15 protein-coding genes are annotated in these 19,214 nt (G+C 40.4%); 7 read left to right on the top strand and 8 right to left on the bottom strand.

Annotated elements, in window-relative coordinates; translation table 11 throughout:
* Positions 1-228: 228 nt before the first annotated feature.
* The 4 genes from QMA08_RS00590 (at position 229) to QMA08_RS00575 (ending at position 6,245) form a co-directional block, all read left to right on the top strand.
* On the top strand, positions 229-2,520 hold the full coding sequence (locus QMA08_RS00590; RefSeq protein ID WP_290173337.1) for a peptidase U32 family protein: 2,292 nt from the start codon (positions 229-231) through the stop codon (positions 2,518-2,520).
* 10 nt (positions 2,521-2,530) lie between these two features.
* On the top strand, positions 2,531-3,190 hold the full coding sequence (locus tag QMA08_RS00585; RefSeq protein WP_290173336.1) for a glutathione S-transferase: 660 nt from the start codon (positions 2,531-2,533) through the stop codon (positions 3,188-3,190).
* Between the two features lie 136 nt (positions 3,191-3,326).
* Complete coding sequence (locus QMA08_RS00580) at positions 3,327-4,589, top strand: valine--pyruvate transaminase (protein ID WP_290173335.1); 1,263 nt, start codon at positions 3,327-3,329, stop codon at positions 4,587-4,589.
* Between the two features lie 456 nt (positions 4,590-5,045).
* Positions 5,046-6,245, top strand: coding sequence for an Nramp family divalent metal transporter (locus QMA08_RS00575; protein ID WP_149602550.1), 1,200 nt, complete (start codon positions 5,046-5,048; stop codon positions 6,243-6,245).
* A gap of 103 nt (positions 6,246-6,348) precedes the next feature.
* On the opposite strand, the gene QMA08_RS00570 is transcribed toward QMA08_RS00575, so the two are convergent.
* Complete coding sequence (locus QMA08_RS00570; protein WP_290173334.1) at positions 6,349-6,801, bottom strand: hypothetical protein; 453 nt, start codon at positions 6,799-6,801, stop codon at positions 6,349-6,351.
* Here QMA08_RS00570 and QMA08_RS00565 point away from each other — a divergent pair.
* Both QMA08_RS00565 and QMA08_RS00560 read left to right on the top strand, forming a co-directional pair.
* On the top strand, positions 6,786-7,976 hold the full coding sequence (locus tag QMA08_RS00565) for a PQQ-dependent sugar dehydrogenase (RefSeq protein WP_290173333.1): 1,191 nt from the start codon (positions 6,786-6,788) through the stop codon (positions 7,974-7,976). The genes QMA08_RS00570 and QMA08_RS00565 overlap by 16 nt on opposite strands.
* A 376-nt stretch (positions 7,977-8,352) precedes the next feature.
* Positions 8,353-9,405: a hypothetical protein gene (locus tag QMA08_RS00560; RefSeq protein WP_278381879.1), complete on the top strand. Its 1,053-nt coding sequence runs from the start codon at positions 8,353-8,355 to the stop codon at positions 9,403-9,405.
* A gap of 144 nt (positions 9,406-9,549) precedes the next feature.
* Here QMA08_RS00560 and serS read toward each other — a convergent pair whose 3' ends face one another.
* The 6 genes from serS to lrp all read right to left on the bottom strand — a co-directional run bounded on the left by serS (position 9,550) and on the right by lrp (position 16,348).
* The gene (serS, locus tag QMA08_RS00555) at positions 9,550-10,854 is read right to left on the bottom strand and encodes a serine--tRNA ligase (RefSeq protein ID WP_182673391.1); all 1,305 of its coding nucleotides are present in this window, start codon (positions 10,852-10,854) and stop codon (positions 9,550-9,552) included.
* Between the two features lie 9 nt (positions 10,855-10,863).
* A complete protein-coding gene (crcB, locus tag QMA08_RS00550; protein ID WP_021032117.1) occupies positions 10,864-11,244 on the bottom strand; it encodes a fluoride efflux transporter CrcB in 381 nt (126 codons plus the stop codon).
* A complete protein-coding gene (locus QMA08_RS00545; protein WP_290173332.1) occupies positions 11,237-12,580 on the bottom strand; it encodes a replication-associated recombination protein A in 1,344 nt (447 codons plus the stop codon). The genes crcB and QMA08_RS00545 overlap by 8 nt, the downstream gene beginning before the upstream one ends.
* A complete protein-coding gene (gene lolA, locus QMA08_RS00540; protein ID WP_138489158.1) occupies positions 12,573-13,199 on the bottom strand; it encodes an outer membrane lipoprotein chaperone LolA in 627 nt (208 codons plus the stop codon). Before lolA ends, QMA08_RS00545 begins: the two co-directional genes overlap by 8 nt.
* The gene (locus tag QMA08_RS00535) at positions 13,196-15,694 is read right to left on the bottom strand and encodes a DNA translocase FtsK 4TM domain-containing protein (protein WP_024595504.1); all 2,499 of its coding nucleotides are present in this window, start codon (positions 15,692-15,694) and stop codon (positions 13,196-13,198) included. The genes lolA and QMA08_RS00535 overlap by 4 nt, the downstream gene beginning before the upstream one ends.
* Positions 15,695-15,868: 174 nt before the next feature.
* Positions 15,869-16,348 (bottom strand): leucine-responsive transcriptional regulator Lrp, encoded by a 480-nt coding sequence (gene lrp, locus QMA08_RS00530; RefSeq protein WP_007582985.1) that lies wholly within the window; start codon positions 16,346-16,348, stop codon positions 15,869-15,871.
* 142 nt (positions 16,349-16,490) lie between these two features.
* On the opposite strand from lrp, the gene ald reads away from it, so the two are divergent.
* Positions 16,491-17,612, top strand: a complete 1,122-nt coding sequence (gene ald, locus QMA08_RS00525) for an alanine dehydrogenase (RefSeq protein WP_039489605.1) — start codon at positions 16,491-16,493, stop codon at positions 17,610-17,612.
* A 108-nt stretch (positions 17,613-17,720) separates the two neighbouring features.
* On the opposite strand, the gene pssA is transcribed toward ald, so the two are convergent.
* A complete protein-coding gene (pssA, locus tag QMA08_RS00520; RefSeq protein ID WP_002962483.1) occupies positions 17,721-19,046 on the bottom strand; it encodes a CDP-diacylglycerol--serine O-phosphatidyltransferase in 1,326 nt (441 codons plus the stop codon).
* Positions 19,047-19,214: the final 168 nt, after the last annotated feature.

Genomic DNA, 19,214 nt, shown 5'->3' with positions numbered 1-19,214 from the left:
ATTTACGACTGCATGGATGCAGAAGGTAGAGCAATGCAGGAGCAATTGACGAGAACAACTAAATAGCGAATTTTTTGCCTAGCTATCAACACGTTTTTCCAGCCTCAAAATAGATCACTTAATTAAGCGAATTGGTATTAGTCTTTATTATATCCCTCAATAAATAGCATTAACGTGCTTAACCATATAAAATTCGCGGCAATTAAATATGAGCGAAGCGACATTGTAATGAGTAGAAAGATTGAACTATTAGCCCCAGGCGGTGATGTAAACGCGGTAAAAGCCGCCATTGTAGCCGGTGCTAATGCGGTTTATTGTGGATTAGATACCTTTAATGCACGTAACCGAGCGTCTAATCTTTCGTTTGATGAGCTTAACGGCGCACTTCGTCTAGCCCATGAATACGGCTGTGAAATATTTTTAACGCTAAACGTAGTTATATTAGAGCACGAAATGGGCGCGCTATTTAAGCTACTTAACCAACTCGTAAATACCACGCTCGATGGCATTATTGTGCAAGATTTAGGGTTGTTCAACATAGTTAAAAAGCACTTTCCTACTTTGCATATTCACGCATCAACTCAGTTAACCACCCATAACGAATCACAGGTTGAGTTTTTAGCGCGCATTGGCGCTACACGTGTAAATTTATCGCGCGAGCTTAACCTAACTGAAATTAAAATATTGACCGACGTAGCGCACAAATGCGATGTATTGACCGAGGTGTTTGTACATGGTGCATTGTGTATTGCGTTTTCGGGGCAATGTTATTCAAGCTCAGTAAGTGTGGGTAACTCAGGTAACCGTGGTCGTTGCTCACAAGCATGTCGTGATGAATACGAGCCAACCGCCATGGGTAACAAACATCCGTTAAACTTAAAAGATAATTCAGCCTATTTTGATTTACCGGAGTTGGTAGCCGCAGGTGTTGACTCGTTAAAAGTAGAAGGCCGTATTAAAGGCGCTAACTACGTTCATACCGTTATTGATAGCTGGCGCAAACAAATAGATACCTTTGTACAAACAGGTAATTTAATTGAAGACGATTCAAGCTTATATAAAGTATTTAACCGTAATTTTACTAATAAGTTTTTGCAAGGTGACATGACAAAAAACATGTTTACCGACAACCCGCGCGACCATAGCTTTGATCACGCTAACGAAAAGAATAACGCAATTTCAGTTGTGCAGATTTACGATGCACAGCAAGAGCTCGCCGCAGAAAAAAATGACATTGATACGTTAGTTAAAAAGAAGATTGAGTTTTTAGATATTTCAAAACGAGAACTACGCTTTGAGTTTGGCGGTCAATTAAACCAGCCATTTACAGTAACACTGATAATAAACGATAAACACGACAACACCCTAGCAGAGCAAAGCGCCCTTCAACCTCTACGCTTTGAAGTTCAATCGCAAATGCCTATGCAAACCGCCGATAAATCAGTTGTTGATATTGCTGCCATTGATAAGCGCTTTAAAACCTTTAGTAATGCCAATTTTGAAATTAAAAATATGGATTACTCAAACTTAGGCAACAACTTAAGCATTCCGTTTAAAGAGCTTGCCCGTATTAAAAAGCAAGTCGCGTTTTTATTAAACGAAGGCAGAGACGTACTCGCCCCTGTTGAACTGCCAAAACTAGTAAACCACCCTAAAGCCGATAACAAAACAACACTCTCTATTTTAATATCGGACATAAAAGATGTTCACCTATGTGATTTAACAGGTGGCGATGTTTACTTTAAATTACCAGAGAGCTTTAGAACCGATAACGATAAATACATTAATGTATTTTTAGAGCACCCACAGTTAATTCCGTGGTTTCCGGCGGTGTTAATTGGTAAAGATTTTGAAGAAGCGGTACGTTTGCTCGAGGTTGTAAAACCTAAGCTTATTATTAGTAACAACACAGGCGTTGCATTTAAAGCAGTACAAATGGGTATTGACTGGATTGCAGGCCCGTTGTTAAACACCACAAACTCTTATGCGTTACTAACACTACAAGAAGATTTAAACGCAAAAGGCGCGTTTATTTCAAACGAAATAAACAAACCACAAATGCGTAATATTAAACGCCCTAACAACTTTAAAATGATGTACAGCATTTATCATCCAATACTAATGATGACTAGCCGACAGTGTTTTTTCCAACAAACAGTAGGATGTAAAAAACCACGTATTGACGCAAGCTGTATGCTGAGCTGTAAAAAAGAAACTACCGTTACCAATGTTAAAGGTATTAGCTTTGCTATTGATAAGCAAAAAGGCGGCTACCCAAGTATTTATAACCATGAGCAATTTTTAAACATGGATATTGTGAGTGACTTTGCCGACAAATTTGACGAGTTTATGATTGATTTAACCGACATTGGTTCAGGCGATAAAGAAAAACTGGATAAAGCCGTGTTACTTGCGCATTTTCAAGATTTAATTAACGGGCAAACACAAGCGGTTGAACACTTAAATAGCTTGGTTAAAGTACAAACCCGTCAGCAGTATGTTGAAGGCCTAAACAGCTAAGGTAACTAACATGACATTGCCATTATTATATTCATTACAACACTGCCCATACGCAATGCGTGCACGAATGGGTATTTTAATGGCAGAGCAACAAGTACTTCTACGCGCTATAAAAACTAAAAATAAACCGCCGCATCTATTGCAAATATCGCCTAAGGGCACTGTGCCTGTTTTATTACTGCCTAATAACCAAGTTATAGATGAAAGCCTCGATATTATGCTGTGGGCTTTAAAGCAAAACGATCCGCATAATTTACTGCATACTCAAGACCCATTAGCACTTGAGCGCATGCTTGAGTTAATTAATCTAAACGATACGCAATTTAAACCTGTGCTCGAAAAGTACAAATTTTATGCGCGTACAAAAGACATGGCACAAATTTATTACCAAAAAGCCTGCGAAGAGTTTATTAAGCAATTTGAAGCAAAACTAACCACCCATAAATACTTAATGGGCGATGAAAAAAGTCTAGCCGATTATGCCCTGCTGCCATTTATTAGACAGTTTGCCCGTGTAGATAAACACTGGTACATACAAAGTGAATACACGCATGTACGCGCATGGTTAAACGAGTTTTTACACGCCCCCATGTTCACCAAAGTCATGGCCAAATTTGATTTGTATATGGACTGCGGCGAAGAGTTTTTATACGGCGTTAAAAAGTCTTAAATTAGCCTTTGTTTTATAAGAAATTACATTACTTTAACTAGCTGTAAATCTTAGCATTGAATTATTCTCATCATCGGATTTAAGCCCTATATTTACGCTATACTGCCCTCCCCATTATTAACAAACGCTATGCATTATGAACTACTCAAACTTTGGCACTAAATTTACACAACCCAACGGCATTACCCAATTAATGGAAGACTTAGGCGGGGCTAAAAACAGTAACAATCCTAATATTGTTATGCTGGGTGGCGGTAATCCCGCATTAGTACCACAAGTAAATGAGGTTTTTTTAAGTGAATTACAAAAACTTGTTGCCAGCAATAAAGTATCGCAAGTATTTGGCCTTTACGATGGCCCAACCGGTAACGACGAGTTTAGAGCTGCATTAGCTGGCCAGCTACGTAAAGAGTACGCATGGGATATTAGCGCTGATAACGTAGCACTCGGTAATGGCAGTCAAGCTAACTTTTTTGTGCTGTTTAATATGTTGGCAGGTGAAATGCCGGATGGCAGCCATAAAAAGATTTTATTTCCCCTTGCGCCAGAGTACATAGGTTATGCCGATCAAGGTTTATCGGCTGATATGTTTGTTGCCATAAAGCCTGATATCGAAATTTTAAATACAGGCAGCACATCAAAACAGTTTAAATACGTCATTGATTTTAAAGCAGTTGAGAAAACACTAGCAAACGACAGCAGTATAAGCGCGCTGTGCGTCTCACGTCCTACCAACCCAACAGGTAATGTAATTACTGATGATGAAGTAAAACACCTTGATTTGCTTGCTAAGCAATATGGCATTCCACTCATTATTGATAACGCGTACGGCGATCCGTTCCCAGGTTGTATTTACACCGATGCAAACCTAACGTGGAACTCAAACATTATTTTATGTATGTCACTTTCAAAACTGGGCCTACCGGGTTTACGCAGCGGTATTGTGGTTGCCAATAATGAGATTATTAAAGCAATTGGCCGCGTAAACGGCAGCATGGTGTTATCGCCAAATAGTATTGGCCCAAGCTTAGTGACACGCTTAATTAACGACAACGAACTACTGCCACTGAGTCGTAATGTTGTACTGCCTTTTTATCGTAATAAAGCACACATAGCGATTGAGTTGTTTGACGAAGTATTTGCCGAATTGCCTGTTTATTTGCACAAAGTTGAAGGTGCATTTTTTATGTGGCTGTGGTTTAAAGATGCAAAAATAACAAGCGAGGTATTGTATCAACAACTCAAAGAGCAAGACGTGTATGTGATCCCAGGCCATAACTTTTTTATCGGCATTGACGATGATTGGGCGCACAAGCACGAGTGTATTCGTATTAACTATGCTACCGATGCAGATACCCTAAAAAAAGGCTTAGAAGCGATTAAAAGCCTAATAAAGTAAATATACTGATGCCGATATAAATATCGGCATCAGTATATTTAATTCGCTTATATATTCGTTTAAAATTCATGCAAACGCACTGTATCCCCTTTAAATTTATATACAAGTTGGTATCCTACGCGCCCTTTTTTAATAGCAATTCGCTTAATTAAGTGAGCTATCTGAGGTGAGAAAATCGTGTCGATAACCAGGCAAAAATTTCGTTATTTAGTTGTTCTATATCAGAAATTTTTAACGCAATTAGCGTCAGATTTAATCCCTCAAATTGATTAAGTATTATTGCGGATTGGTATAACATATGCTTATAAAAAAGAAATCGTCAAGGAGCGAATACTGCTGCAAGGCACTTACTGTAAGTGACAGCTTTAACTCAACAGGCATCGCGTATAATTATTGATTTTAAACGTAAGATGTAACTTTAAATAGCAACATGCATTAGCACTATTAAGGTCAATTATGCGATTAGGACCAGGACTACTCGTCACTGCAGCCTTCATTGGGCCAGGAACAATTACTACCGCAAGCGTGGCAGGTGCAAACTTTGGTTTTGCACTTATATGGACATTACTGTTTTCAGTAGTTGCCACTATATTATTACAATCTATGGCGGCGCGCCTTGGCGTTGCTACTGGTCAAGATTTAGCTCAAGCGCTCAGAGCACATATTCAAACGCCTTTATTTAAATCTTTAGCTATATTTTTAGTCATTAGCGCCATTGGCGTGGGCAGTGCAGCTTATGAAGCGGGCAACTTAAGTGGCGCTAGCATGGGATTAATTGAAATATTCCCTCAAGTTAGTCCTCAACTATGGACACCACTTATTGCTTTTTTTAGTGCAGCTTTACTGTATAGCGGCAAACATAAAGTGGTTGAAAACGCGCTAATTTTACTCGTTATTTTAATGAGCTTAGTGTTTATCTCAACACTTGTAATGGCAGCGCCTTCACTGGGTGATGTATTTGCTGGCTTTATTCCTAGTATGCCTGAAGGCTCTATTACAACCATACTAGCTTTAGTTGGTACTACCATTGTGCCGTATAACTTATTTTTGCACTCCGGCGTACTCGCTGCTAGACACGACAGTAACAGCGACATGCAAAAAGTGATTAAACAAACAAATGTTGATACAGGCCTATCAATCACTTTAGGCGGTGTGATCACTTTAGCTATTTTATCTACAGCTTCAGTTGCATTTTATGGCACCGATGCGGGGCAAATTAGTGCGGCTAACATGGCCGTGCAGCTAGAGCCATTGCTTGGCGACGCCGCTCATTACTTTTTTGCTATTGGTTTATTTGCTGCAGGTTTAACAAGTGCTATTACAGCGCCGCTTGCCGGTGCTTATGCTGTGTGTGGCATGTTAGGCTGGTCTAACGATATGAGCAACACGCGCTTTAAAGGCGTTGCTATTGTTATTTTATTGTTTGGTGCTGCGGTGGCGTCACTCGGTTTAGACCCTGTCGCGGTAATTATATTCGCGCAAGCGGCTAACGGGTTATTACTTCCTATTGTTAGCACCTACCTTGTATGGCTGGTTAATCAAAAAGGGGTTATGGGAAACTACACTAACTCTTTGGTATTAAACCTGGTTACCCTACCCGTTTTAATCCTAATTTTTGGGCTAAGTAGCTACAAACTAATTAGTTTAATTTTTTGATTAAATTCTAAAAACCATATTTAAAGGCCGCTGTTTACAATAAACAGCGGCCTTTATTTATTAATCACTAAATAACGTATAAGCCGTACTTATATTCACACATCTAATACGCTTTTTGGTTTTTAGTGGCCTTAACTAATTGCGAAAACGCCAAACCACCTAACGCGCCTGCAAGCAGTTGAGCATAAAAACCCCAGCCTCTTGCGCCCGCTATAATATGAATATTCATAATTGATTCAATGGCAATTAACACAATAGCAAATGCCACAATGCCAGCAATAACAAATAGCTGAGTACTGTATTTTTTAACCTTTTTATTAAGCTTTACGGTAACAAAAAAAGCGATGGCAAGTGCTAGGGCAATAATAGCGCCGTAGGTAGGTAATAGGCCTAACCAATCATCAAGCGTTAAACTAGCACGATCACTAAAGCCCACCACTACACCTACATTAACTAATTGATTGACAACGTATTGGCTATGAAACAAGCTAGCAAGTGTGAATGTAAGTAACCAAGAAACTAAAAATGAAGGCAATATACGTGTTAAAAACGACATGGTTATCTCAACTTAAAATAAAGCTTTTTTCTTATACTAGCCATGCTAGCAAAGGCTTGCCCCGTAAACAATGTATCTCTTTTTTTGCTCTACTTTCGCTTTGTGCGTTTTCTGTTAATGCAGGCGCTGCGCTACCAAAGGAGAAATACAGTACAAAAACACTGGCTACGCAATTACAGTCTCCGTGGAGCATGGTTGAACTACCAAACGGCACATGGTTAATTACAGAGCGTGATGGTCATGTAGTTATAGTTAAAAACAATGCGCAATCAAGAGTAAAATTAAACCTAACAGGTTTATACGTTGCAGGCCAAGGTGGTTTACTCGACATTGTATTATCGCCAGATTATAACGACTCAAAAGAAATTATTTTTACTTATGCCCAAGGTAATGCAAGCGCAAACAGGCTGGTTGTTGCCAAAGCCACGTTTAATGGCACTGACTTTTCAAAGCCTAACGTTATTTATAAAGTAGCGACTGATAAAAACACACCGCAACATTACGCAGGGCGCGCCCTTATCCTACCCGACAATACATTATTAGTTTCAACGGGCGATGGGTTTGACTTTAGAGAGCAAGCACAAGTTATCACCAGCCAACTTGGTAAAATATTACGTATAAACCTAGATGGCACCATTCCAACAGACAACCCATTTATTAATCACAAAAACCCAAATGCACATGCTGTTTACTCACTTGGTCATCGTAACCCTCAAGGCTTAGTTTATGATTACGATACGCAGCAAATTGTTAGCCACGAGCACGGCCCTGCAGGCGGTGACGAGCTAAACTACTTAACCGCTGGGACTAATTACGGCTGGCCGGTAATAACCTATGGCAAAGATTACTCGCAAGCTCGTATTTCACCCTTTACCGAATATAAAGGCATGCAAAAACCAAGTGTTAATTGGACGCCATCAATAGCGCCATCAGGCATGGCATATTACGGCTCTAAACATACCGCCTTCCCTTCACTACAACAACATGTGCTTATCACTACTCTTGTTGATAAAAAGCTCTACAGCGTTAATCTGGCAAGTGGTCAATTTACGCAGTCTCACGTATTTCCAGAAGCCGCAGGCAGGTTAAGAGATGTGTTTATAACTGATAAGGGTAACGTCGCGGTATTAATGGATGGAAAAAATGCAGAGCTGATGTTAGTGAAGCCAAATTAGTTCACAAAGAGAGTTAAGGCGCTTCGCTTTTAGAGGATAATAGCGGCTTTAGTGCATCTAAGTTCTTATGTATGAAGTCTATATTAACCTTTCATCTATAAAAAATAATTCTCATAAATTTTAACGATTTTTAATAACTTTAATTTATCTACTAAGATTAACACTTTAAATTAGGTACATGCCTGTTGTCTGTATAGTAGTGCGAATGCGCACCTCTTAAGTCCATCATTATCTGCTCCTTTTATTATTAAGAAGCAGTTCGTAATTAAGCTCAAGTAATCGTTCCCAAAATAATCACAATTTTAACGCGCCATTTATTTACAAATAAATCAATTGGTTTACAATTCGTACAAATTTAATTAAGAAGGAACTGAAGATGAAACAATCATTTACACTCATCGTAGTGGCTTTAGCTGTTGCCGGATGTGCTAGTACCAAAGTAGAAGATACAACTCCACTAAATCCAACTTCTGTACTGAAGGCTGAGTATGCAATTAATGGTTTATATGTACCTGACTACACAGGAAAGCAAACTGTACTAACTCGTGAATCGAAGCGAGTTATCCATGAAATAAATACATTTGATAGCTGGCTAATGCGCTGGGCAAATTCTGATAAGTCTCGTGTTTTTGATTCCCCTAAAAATAAAAGCTATTACATTGACTATGATGACGAGACATATAGCGAATGCCCTATGGCAGGTTGTGATGAAGTAAGCTTTACTGATAGCATTTTTGAGAAAGATGAAGATGCTGAAGAATATCAAACATACGAAGAAGTTGGTTGTAGTGTTGACTTGAAAGAGAATTCATTTGCTGTAGAAAAAACGGGAAAAAGCCGAATAATTAATGGGTTCGATACAGAGCAGTACGTTGTTAACTGGACTACCCGCTACCACGATACCACTGGTGCAGAAGATAAAAACATCGTGACTTTTGATTTTTGGACCACAGCGCAAAATGCAAAAACTAAACGTGCATTACAAGTTCATGAGAAGTTTCAAGACAGCTACCTTAAAGCTATTGGCGATGACAATGCATTAATGAACTTATTAGGTGCGCAAGCCTATAAAGCTATTGCTGGATTTACAGGTGATATAAGTAACGAAGATAATCAGTTCGTTGGTGAGATTGGCCAAAAATTAGCAACTATTAAAGGTTACCCAATTTCAGTTAAACTTGAATGGAAACAACAATTGAAAGCCTGTAAAACCGCACGTAAACCTGTTGATTACAGCGCCGGATTAGATGAAGTTGGTTCACAACTGCTTGGTGGGCTAATGGATAAAGGTAAAGAAATGGTAATGGATCACTGGCGTAAAGATCCTGTAGTGCGCTATGTTTACGAAATAAAGTCTGTTGAAATGAAAGACGTTCGCGATAGTAAATTTGCGGTACCTAAAGATTTTAAATTAATAAATCGCTCGTAACCTCTTAGCCATTAAAAGTACCGACACTTAAGTAAAATTTATATGTGTCGATAAAAATTAGTACCGATATAAATTTTTACTCAATAAAAAAGCCGCTGTTTTTTAAACAGCGGCTTTTCTTTTAAAGCTTAACTAAACTGATTTTTATTGTTTACCAATCACTTCAAGTCCACCCATGTATGGGCGTAATACTTCTGGTACTACTACTGAACCATCGGCTTGTTGGTAGTTTTCTAGTATGGCTACTAGTGTACGGCCAACGGCTAAGCCTGAACCATTTAGTGTATGTAGTAACTCTGGCTTTTTAACACCTTCACGGCGAAAACGTGCTTGCATACGACGCGCCTGAAAGTCAGCCATGTTTGAACATGATGAAATTTCGCGGTATGTGTCTTGCGCAGGTAACCATACTTCTAAATCGTATGTTTTAGCTGAGCCAAAGCCCATGTCGCCCATACATAAAATTACTTTACGGTACGGAAGTTCAAGCGCTTGTAGTATTTGCTCTGCGTGACCTGTTAACTCTTCAAGCGTTGCCATTGAGTCTTCTGGTTTTACAAGTTGTACAAGTTCAACTTTATCAAACTGGTGTTGACGAATTAAGCCACGTGTATCGCGACCATAGCTGCCTGCTTCGCTTCTAAAACATGGAGTGTGAGCAACTAAGCGAATTGGTAAATCGCTTTCATCGTAAATTTCGTCGCGTGCGCTGTTTGTAAGCGGTACTTCTGCTGTAGGAATTAAGCTAAAGCCGGCTTGTTGTTCGCCGTCGTCGTTTACAAGGCCTAATGTGTGGAACAAATCGCCCGCAAATTTAGGTAATTGGCTCGTGCCGTAAAGGCTTGCGCTATTTACTAAGTACGGTACATACATTTCTGTATAGCCGTTTTTATCAGCGTGTGTATCTAGCATAAATTGCGTTAGTGCACGGTGCATACGCGCAACTTGGCCGCGCATTACGGTAAAGCGTGCACCACTAATTTTAACGCCCATTTCAAAGTCTAAGCCGTTTAGGTCTTGCCCTACATCTACGTGGTCTTTAACTTCAAAATCAAACTTTTTAGGTGTGCCCCACGTTAAAATTTCAACGTTGTCGTCTTCGTCTTTACCTTCAGGTACTGACTCGTCTGGCAAGTTTGGAATTGCTAACGCAATGTCGTTAATCGCGGCTAATACTTCATCTTGCTCAGTTTTAGCTGCGTCTAGCTCACTACCTAAGTTAGCCACTGCATCAAGTAATGGCTGTGCGTCTTCGCCTTTTGCTTTGGCTTGACCAATTGCTTTTGCGCTTGCATTACGTTGACTTTGAAGTTCTTGCGTTTTTACTTGTAATGTTTTGCGTTTTTCTTCAAGTGCCGTTACCGTCGCTACATCGAGTTCGTAACCGCGCGCCGCTAAACGTGCTGCAGTTTGTTCGATGTCTTGACGTAAAAATTTAGAATCTAACATGTTAGTTTTTTAACCTTTTTGCATTACTAGCTGAAGGCCCAGCCAAGCCATAAAAATACACACCATCACGTTTAAGATGATATTGAGGGCCATTTTAATAAAGTGACCTTGTTGTAATAACAACAACGAGTCCATTGAGAATGTTGAAAAGGTGGTTAATGCACCTAGAAAGCCAATACCGATAAGGGTTTTGGCGGGGCTTGCGGTGATAATTTCTTTATCTATCAAACCGTACAAAATGCCCATTAACAATGAACCCAGAATATTAACCGTCAACGTGCCAAAAGGGAATCCCCTACCGAGGAGTTTTAGCATGCTTTCGCTAATAAAAAACCGTAAACACGCACCTGAGGCTCCGCCAAGGGCGATCATCATATAAAGTTTAATCATTTTCGTATCGTCTAAGTGGGCTTTGCGCATCGCGCTCTTTTAGGTAATCGAGTTTTTGTTTAATTTTTTGTTCAAGTCCGCGCTCGCTCGGTAAGTAATATTCTTTGCCGTCCATTTCTGGTGGTAAATATTTTTCACCTGCGGCAAATGCGCCTTCTTCATTGTGCGCATAGCGATATTCAGCGCCGTAACCTAAGTCTTTCATTAAGTTAGTTGGCGCATTACGCAGGTGCTCTGGCACGGGGTAACTTGGCTCGTTTTGAGCGTCTGCTTTGGCTTGATTAAACGCCATATACACCGCATTACTTTTGGGTGCACTGGCTAAATACAATGTGGCTTGTGCAATTGCACGTTCGCCTTCGCCGGGCCCTACTCGCTGAAATATATCCCACGCATTTAAGGCCACTTCCATCGCACGCGGATCGGCGTTACCAATGTCTTCTGTAGCTATGGCAAGTAAACGCCTTGCTACATACAAAGGGTCGCCACCACCGGCTAAAATTCGACAATACCAATACAGCGCACCATCGGGAGAGCTACCACGTACTGATTTATGAAAGGCTGATATTAAATCGTAAAATTCATCGCCGCCTTTATCGTATTTAGCTAAATGAGTAGGTAAAACTTGGCTAAGTACGTGCTCGTCTACGTTGTATTGACCGTTTTGCTCGGACGTTAAATCAACCGCTTGTTCAAGTAAATTAAGTACTTTACGCGCATCGCCGCCACTTGCTTGGCATAGTGCCTTTTTAGCGTTGTCGGCAATAGTAATATGCTTTTGGCTTAGCTGCTCGTCTTGTTTAAGTGCACGTTCTATTACGGTATATAAGTCGGTATCGGCAAGCGATTTTAAAACATACACGCGTGCACGCGACAATATAGCGTTATTAAGGGCAAACGATGGGTTTTCGGTGGTTGCACCTACAAATATAAAGGTGCCGTCTTCTATGTGCGGTAAAAACGCATCTTGCTGAGACTTATTAAAGCGATGAACTTCGTCAACAAACATAAGGGTGCGTTGGCCACGGCTTTCTAGGTTGTCCCGCGCTTGCGTTACGCTGTCGCGTATATCTTTTACGCCTGCAGTTACCGCCGACATTTGAATAAGTGAGGCATCAGCATGGTTAGCAATTATTTGCGCAAGTGTTGTTTTACCCACACCCGGCGGACCCCATAAAATTAAACTATGGCATCGCCCCGCGACAATGGCTTGATGCAGTGGTTTATCAGCACTTAATAAGTGTTGCTGACCAATGTACTCGTCAAGCGTTGTGGGGCGCATACGCGCAGCAAGTGGCCGTACATCGGGCCCAAAATTAAATCCTAAATTACTCACCGTTACTCTGATCGTCTATTTCAACACCTTCAGGAGGCGTAAATTCAAAAGTGCTTTGATCAAGCGGCGTATTAACTTGGGCATTGTTAAACGTAAATGACGATAGCTGCCCTGAGTTATCAGTTACCACTAGTTTAGCAAGACCTTGTTCGTTACCCGCAAATGCTATATCAAGTTGTTCTACTTGGCTTTCTACGCCTTTATTTGGCGTTACGCTAAAGCCTGTACTTGTTGCAAGTACGCTGTATTTTTCCCACTGTGCTGGGTCTTTTGATGTCAGTAGCACAAATGGTGTTGAATCGATTAGGCTGCTGGTTTTCATAATCGTTACTTGCTCAGCAAAGCTGTCGAAGTAATAGGTTTTATCACCGTTTGATACAAATAACGTATCGTCTGGATTAGTTTGCTGCCAGCGAATCATCATAGGCTGTTGGAGCGCTATTGTGCCCTCGCCTTGCATAACTGCTTGGCCTTCTTTGTCTGTTACTTGTTGTGCAAACTGCGCTTTAAAGCTTTTTAAAGTGGCAAGTCTGTCTTGTAATGCTTGGCTGTCGTCAGCAAAGCTTGGTGCGGCAAGTACGCTGCCTAACACTAATAATAAGGCGTTAACTTTTTTCATGAATTTGCTCCATTAGGTACTAATACATCGCGAGCACCGTTATGACCTGGTGAACTCACGATACCCGATGTTTCCATTTGTTCTACTAAACGTGCTGCGCGGTTGTAGCCAACACGTAATTTACGTTGCACTGACGATACCGATACTTTGCCGGTTTCAATTACAAACGACACAGCTTCGTCGTATAACGGATCAGATTCTTCATCTGCATTTTCGCTAGCTTCACCCGGTAATAAAATATCTTCAGTGGCATCGCCATTGAGTATTTCGTCAATGTAATTTGGTTTAGCACGTGCTTTCCAATCGTTTACTACGGCGTGTACTTCATGGTCGTCTACAAACGCGCCATGCACACGCTCTGGTACGCTAGTGCCTGGCGGTAAATAAAGCATGTCGCCCATGCCTAGTAAGTTTTCTGCACCTTGTTGGTCAAGTATTGTCCGTGAATCTATTTTGCTCGATACCTGAAACGCCATACGTGTTGGGATATTAGCTTTAATTAAGCCGGTAATTACATCAACCGATGGGCGCTGCGTAGCAAGCACTAAGTGAATGCCTGCCGCACGTGCCTTTTGGGCTATACGTGCAATAAGTTCTTCTACTTTTTTACCTACAATCATCATCATGTCGGCAAATTCGTCTATTACTACAACAATACTTGGTAATTTACCTAGCTCGTCGGGGCCTTCTTTCATGCCATCGGTGTCTTTAAATAATGGATCAAGAATTGGGTAACCCGCTTCATTGGCTTCAAGCACTTTTTGGTTGTAACCTTTTAAGTTACGCACACCCAATGCTGACATTAATTTATAACGACGTTCCATTTCGCCAACACACCAACGCAGTGCGTTAGCAGCTTCTTTCATATCGGTAACTACTTCACACAATAAATGCGGAATGCCTTCGTATACTGAAAGCTCAAGCATTTTAGGGTCAATCATGATCATACGTACATCGTCAGGACCCGATTTGTAAAGCAAGCTTACTATCATGACATTAACGCCCACTGATTTACCTGAACCAGTTGTACCGGCTACCAATAAATGTGGCATTTTACCTAAATCAGCACATACCGGCTGACCAGCAATGTCTTTACCAAGCACCATAGTAAGTGGCGACGGATTTTGCTCAAATTTAGGGGCGTTTATTACTTCTGATAAACGAACTATTTCACGGTGTTTATTTGGAAGTTCGATACCAACATAGGTTTTACCTGGAATAACTTCTACAACACGTACACTAATTGCCGAAAGCGAACGGGCTAAATCTTTAGCTAAGCCTGTGATTTTAGACACCTTTATACCTGGCGCTAAATCTAGCTCAAAACGCGTAACAACGGGGCCTGGGTATACCGCTACTACGGTTGCTTGTACATTAAAGTCGAGAAGTTTTGTCTCTACTAGGCGCGATACGCTATCAAGCTCTTCTTGCGAAATTGGGTTTTTAGCTTTATCCGGTCTGTCGAGTAAATCGAGCGATGGTAATGGCCCCGGTGGTGGCTCTTGCGTTAATAATTGCTCAAACTTTTCTTTTGCCGTTGGTGGTGGTTGATATTGCGCTTTTGGTTTAGGCATTGGTCTTGCTGGCGATACCACCGTTGTAACTGGTTTTTCAGGCTCCACAACTGGGCTTTGATCAAGCGCATTTAATGCAGCAGCCGTGTCCATTGGTTCGTCATCTATTGCGCTAAAGCCAATTTCTTGATCGAGTATATCGTCAAGTTCATCAAACGGCATAAAGTCATCACTGATTTGTGGTTCACTAAACGGTGTTTGGGGCTTATCAATTGCTTTTTGTTTATCTGCTTTTTTAGCTGATGTAGGCAGCTCTATTTGCTCTTTTATATCGTCTTCAAAATGGGCGTCTGCTTCATCGTTATTATTTACTTTACCTGCAGTGTGTTCTCGGTGCATCCAGCCTTTTGCATACGATACAACATAGCGATAAAGCCTAACCATTAAATCGCCAAGGTAATCTACAAAATCAACCCACGATACTCCCGTCAATAAGGTAAGCCCTGCAAAAAAGAAACACAGCAATAATATAGATGTACCGGTAAAGTTAAACGCAGGCATCATGGCTGATGCAATAACATCGCCCACTACTCCACCCGATGAAAAGTTATAAATATCGTCGAAATTAATACTACTAATAGCGGTAGCTGAGGTAATAAATAAAGCAAAACCAATAACACGCAGCGCTAAGGTGGTGTAATCAAGCTGTAAAATGCGGTGAGGTTGTTTAAATAGCAAGTAGCCAAATAGCTGAATGGCCGCAGGCACTAAGTAAGCCAACCAACCAAAGGTGAGTAATAAAATGTCGGCTATCCATGCACCGGCTGCTCCTGTGATGTTGCTTACTTCGCTAAAACTAGTTTGCGACCATGCAGCATCTGCTGGATCAAAGCTGATCAAGGCACATAAAATAAATATTGCCGTAAAGGTACTGATAATCAGCCCTGTTTCTAATAGTCTTTGCACACCATTTAGGCGCATAGTTCCCTATTCCTCTTTATTATTCTATTTTTATTCACACTTACTTAGCAGTGAAATACCTTAGCAGGAAATGCAATTTGTTGCACTTTATCTTAACCTTGATGGCCTGATTATGAACAAGTTTTTATAATTTGAGCTTACTATAAGCAAATGACGCAGTTAATATAAATAACCTTAAGTAATATAAGGACGAATAATTACGCCTTCTTCACCTTTTACTTCTTCCATTACTACATAAGTTCGGCTTTCACTTACGTTAGGCAATTTTAATAATATGTCGCCTAATACGCCACGGTATTCTGACATATCATTTACGCGCGTTTTAAGTAAAAAATCAAAATTACCCGATACTAAATGACATTCAATAATTTCTTCGTGCTTTTTAACCGCAGCACTAAACTCATCAAATACGTCGGGAGATGTTTTAGTAATCGTTACTTCTACATACACCGATAAACCTTGCCCAAGCTTAGCGGGATCGACCACCGCTTTATAGCCAAGTATGTAGCCTTCTCGTTCTAGCTTTTTTACTCGCTCCAAGCAGGGCGTGGCGCTTAGGCCAACTCGTCTGGCCAGTTCTACGTTCGACAAGCGTCCATCGTGTTGTAATTCCATTAAAATTTTACGGTCAATTCTATCTAATAATTGATGCATAGTACCAACTAGTTTTTTATGCTGTTTATTTTTATTATCTAGATGATAACACTAGATTTGACTTTAAAAAAGGTGAGACACACGGGCTTATGATGAATATAATAGTGGAAAATGTTAATCCGTTCTTAATAAGGCAAATGATATGATTATTGGTGTTCCTAAAGAAATTAAAAACCATGAATACCGTGTAGGTATGGTTCCTGCAAGTGTTCGTGAATTAGTAAACCACGGTCACCAAGTGATTGTAGAAACTGATGCAGGCATGGGCATTGGTTTTACTAACGAAGATTACACACAAGCGGGTGCTGAAATTTTAGCAACTGCAGCTGATGTTTTTGCAAAAGCAGACATGATTGTAAAAGTAAAAGAGCCGCAAGCTGTTGAACGTGCAATGCTACGTGAAGACCAAATTCTTTTCACTTACTTACACCTTGCACCTGATCTTCCACAAACTGAAGACCTTGTAAAAAGCAAAGCTATTTGTATTGCATACGAAACTGTAACTGACTCACGCGGTGGTTTACCGCTTCTTGCTCCTATGAGCGAAGTTGCTGGTCGTATGTCTATTCAAGCTGGTGCACAAGCGCTAGAAAAATCTAACCACGGTCGTGGCATGCTACTAGGTGGCGTACCAGGCGTTGAAGCTGCTAAAGTTGTTATCATTGGCGGCGGCATGGTTGGTCGTAGTGCAGCGCAAATGGCTGTTGGTCTTGGTGCTGAAGTTGTCGTTCTTGATCGTAACATCGACGTATTACGTGCACTAGACGCGCAATTTGGTAATAAAGTTAAAGCTATTTACTCAACTGCTGATGCACTAGAAAAACACGTACTAGAAGCTGATTTAGTAATCGGTGGTGTACTGATCCCTGGTGCAGCTGCACCTAAACTAGTAACTGCTGAGCACATTAAAGCAATGAAACCTGGTTCTGCAATTGTTGACGTTGCAATCGACCAAGGTGGCTGTATTGCTACTTCTAAAGCAACTACGCATGCTGATCCAACTTTCATCGTTGATGAAGTTGTTCACTACTGTGTTGCTAACATGCCAGGTGCAGTTCCACGCACATCTACGTTTGCACTTAACAATGCAACATTGCCTTTCATCATTAACCTTGCAAACAAAGGCTATAAAAAGGCGCTACTAGATGACGCTCACTTCTTAAAAGGCTTAAACGTAATTAAAGGCCAAGTAACTTACAAAGAAGTAGCTGAAGCGTTCAACATGGAATATGTTGACCCACGCACAGCGGTAGAAAACGCATAATTTAGCGTTTCGTAGTTAGGTTGGTATTAAGTAATGTAGCTACCTAACTACAACCCATAAAAAAAGCAGCTAATTAGCTGCTTTTTTTATGTCTGATTTAAAGTAAATTTATATGAAACGCTTAATTATAAAATCTACTTTTACGCGCTTAGCTTGGCCAAGGAGTTTTTTAACTGGCTGCGGGTAATCATCCATTGTTTCTAAATCATCTGGGCCTGTTAAACGTCGGCAGTGTTGTAAAATTTCCTGCTTTTCGTTATCAATAGCATCCATAATTGTTTGCTCTGGATCTTCTATTAAAATACCGTTTTCGATATCAAGACCCCATGCACGCGGATTTAAGTTATGCCCACTCAGTAAATGTTTTGTTCTATCTGAGCAAATACCTTTTAAATGAAACGAATTACTTTCATCTTTCCACAGATACACATTTAAATTACCGTTATCGATGTGACGTTTTTGCGTTTTTACAAACTTATGCAAAATAGTTTCGTATAAATAAGGTAATGCCCCTATTTTACTAAACGGCTCACTTGGCGGTAAATAAAAGTCATTGGCTGTTTTATCCCCCACCACAATAGTAACTTGCTTACCTTGCTTTAATAATCGGCGCAGTGATCGCATAAGTGGCGCCGGAAAATTAAAGTATGGCGTATACAACACAAGCTCTTGCTCTGTGGTATCAAATAACGCTTTTATTAAACGATTTAATTCGTTATTACGACGACCAAGCCCTAAAAACAAACGAATACCTAATGCTTGCGTATTTAGTTGCTCTGCTGCGTTGTAACTTGCGACTTTTAAATCACGCATTAATTGCTTTTGATCAAGTTTGAAGTCGTGTAAACGCTTAAGCGGTCGTGTGTCTATGCGTGGCACAGCAACGGAGCTAATTAGCTTTGTCTCAATAAAATCAACCACTGAGTCACACAGCTCGCTCTGCGTTATTAAAAAGTAACGATCGAGTCTGTAACGCTCGTTATATTGCAAATACACGTTGTTTAAGCTTGCGCCGCTGTAAAGTAAGGTATCGTCAATGACAAAACCCTTTAAATGTAATACGCCAAATAATTCTTTAGCTTTTACAGGTACGCCATAAACTTGTACGTTCGATTTAAACTTTTCTAAATCGTCACAATATAAACTTGCGTTACCATCAGATTTCTCTGCACCAATTAAACCACGTTGCGCACGATGAAAATCCACCAGCACTTTTACATCAAGCGCAGGGTTCTCTAATGATACTCGATGCAGGGCTTCTAAAATCTCGCGGCCTGCTTCATCATCCTGTAAATAAAGCGCTGTGATATAAATTCGTTTTTTTGCATTAGCTATCAAACGTAGCAATTGCGTTCGGTAATCTTGCGCATTGGTTAAGACGTTAACGTCTTTTGAAGTCAACCCGAATGCGGGTTTTTCCTGCCAAAATAACATAGTTGCCTATTCGCTTAGGTCACATAATCTATCAGTGACAAATAAAATTAGGTAAAACATAACAAAAAAAATCAAAGGGGTCATGAATTAACGCTGTTTTGTTGCCTGTTAGTCTATTTATTGAGCTACTTAGGTGTTTTAACTGTAAAAGTACTGAGCTCTAGTACA

It is taken from the genome of Pseudoalteromonas sp. APC 3355, assembly GCF_030407615.1.
Lineage (GTDB): Bacteria > Pseudomonadota > Gammaproteobacteria > Enterobacterales > Alteromonadaceae > Pseudoalteromonas > Pseudoalteromonas distincta.
This window is presented reverse-complemented; position numbering and strand designations above follow the sequence as displayed.

What these genes read in the sequence shown, in the direction of transcription:
- QMA08_RS00590 (WP_290173337.1), top strand. Translation starts at nt 229, where the DNA reads ATGAGTAGAAAGATTGAACTATTAGCCCCAGGCGGTGATGTAAACGCG.
- QMA08_RS00585 (WP_290173336.1), top strand. Translation starts at nt 2,531, where the DNA reads ATGACATTGCCATTATTATATTCATTACAACACTGCCCATACGCAATG.
- QMA08_RS00580 (WP_290173335.1), top strand. Translation starts at nt 3,327, where the DNA reads ATGAACTACTCAAACTTTGGCACTAAATTTACACAACCCAACGGCATT.
- QMA08_RS00575 (WP_149602550.1), top strand. Translation starts at nt 5,046, where the DNA reads ATGCGATTAGGACCAGGACTACTCGTCACTGCAGCCTTCATTGGGCCA.
- QMA08_RS00570 (WP_290173334.1), bottom strand. Translation starts at nt 6,801, where the DNA reads ATGTCGTTTTTAACACGTATATTGCCTTCATTTTTAGTTTCTTGGTTA.
- QMA08_RS00560 (WP_278381879.1), top strand. Translation starts at nt 8,353, where the DNA reads ATGAAACAATCATTTACACTCATCGTAGTGGCTTTAGCTGTTGCCGGA.
- serS (WP_182673391.1), bottom strand. Translation starts at nt 10,854, where the DNA reads ATGTTAGATTCTAAATTTTTACGTCAAGACATCGAACAAACTGCAGCA.
- crcB (WP_021032117.1), bottom strand. Translation starts at nt 11,244, where the DNA reads ATGATTAAACTTTATATGATGATCGCCCTTGGCGGAGCCTCAGGTGCG.
- lolA (WP_138489158.1), bottom strand. Translation starts at nt 13,199, where the DNA reads ATGAAAAAAGTTAACGCCTTATTATTAGTGTTAGGCAGCGTACTTGCC.
- QMA08_RS00535 (WP_024595504.1), bottom strand. Translation starts at nt 15,694, where the DNA reads ATGCGCCTAAATGGTGTGCAAAGACTATTAGAAACAGGGCTGATTATC.
- lrp (WP_007582985.1), bottom strand. Translation starts at nt 16,348, where the DNA reads ATGCATCAATTATTAGATAGAATTGACCGTAAAATTTTAATGGAATTA.
- ald (WP_039489605.1), top strand. Translation starts at nt 16,491, where the DNA reads ATGATTATTGGTGTTCCTAAAGAAATTAAAAACCATGAATACCGTGTA.
- pssA (WP_002962483.1), bottom strand. Translation starts at nt 19,046, where the DNA reads ATGTTATTTTGGCAGGAAAAACCCGCATTCGGGTTGACTTCAAAAGAC.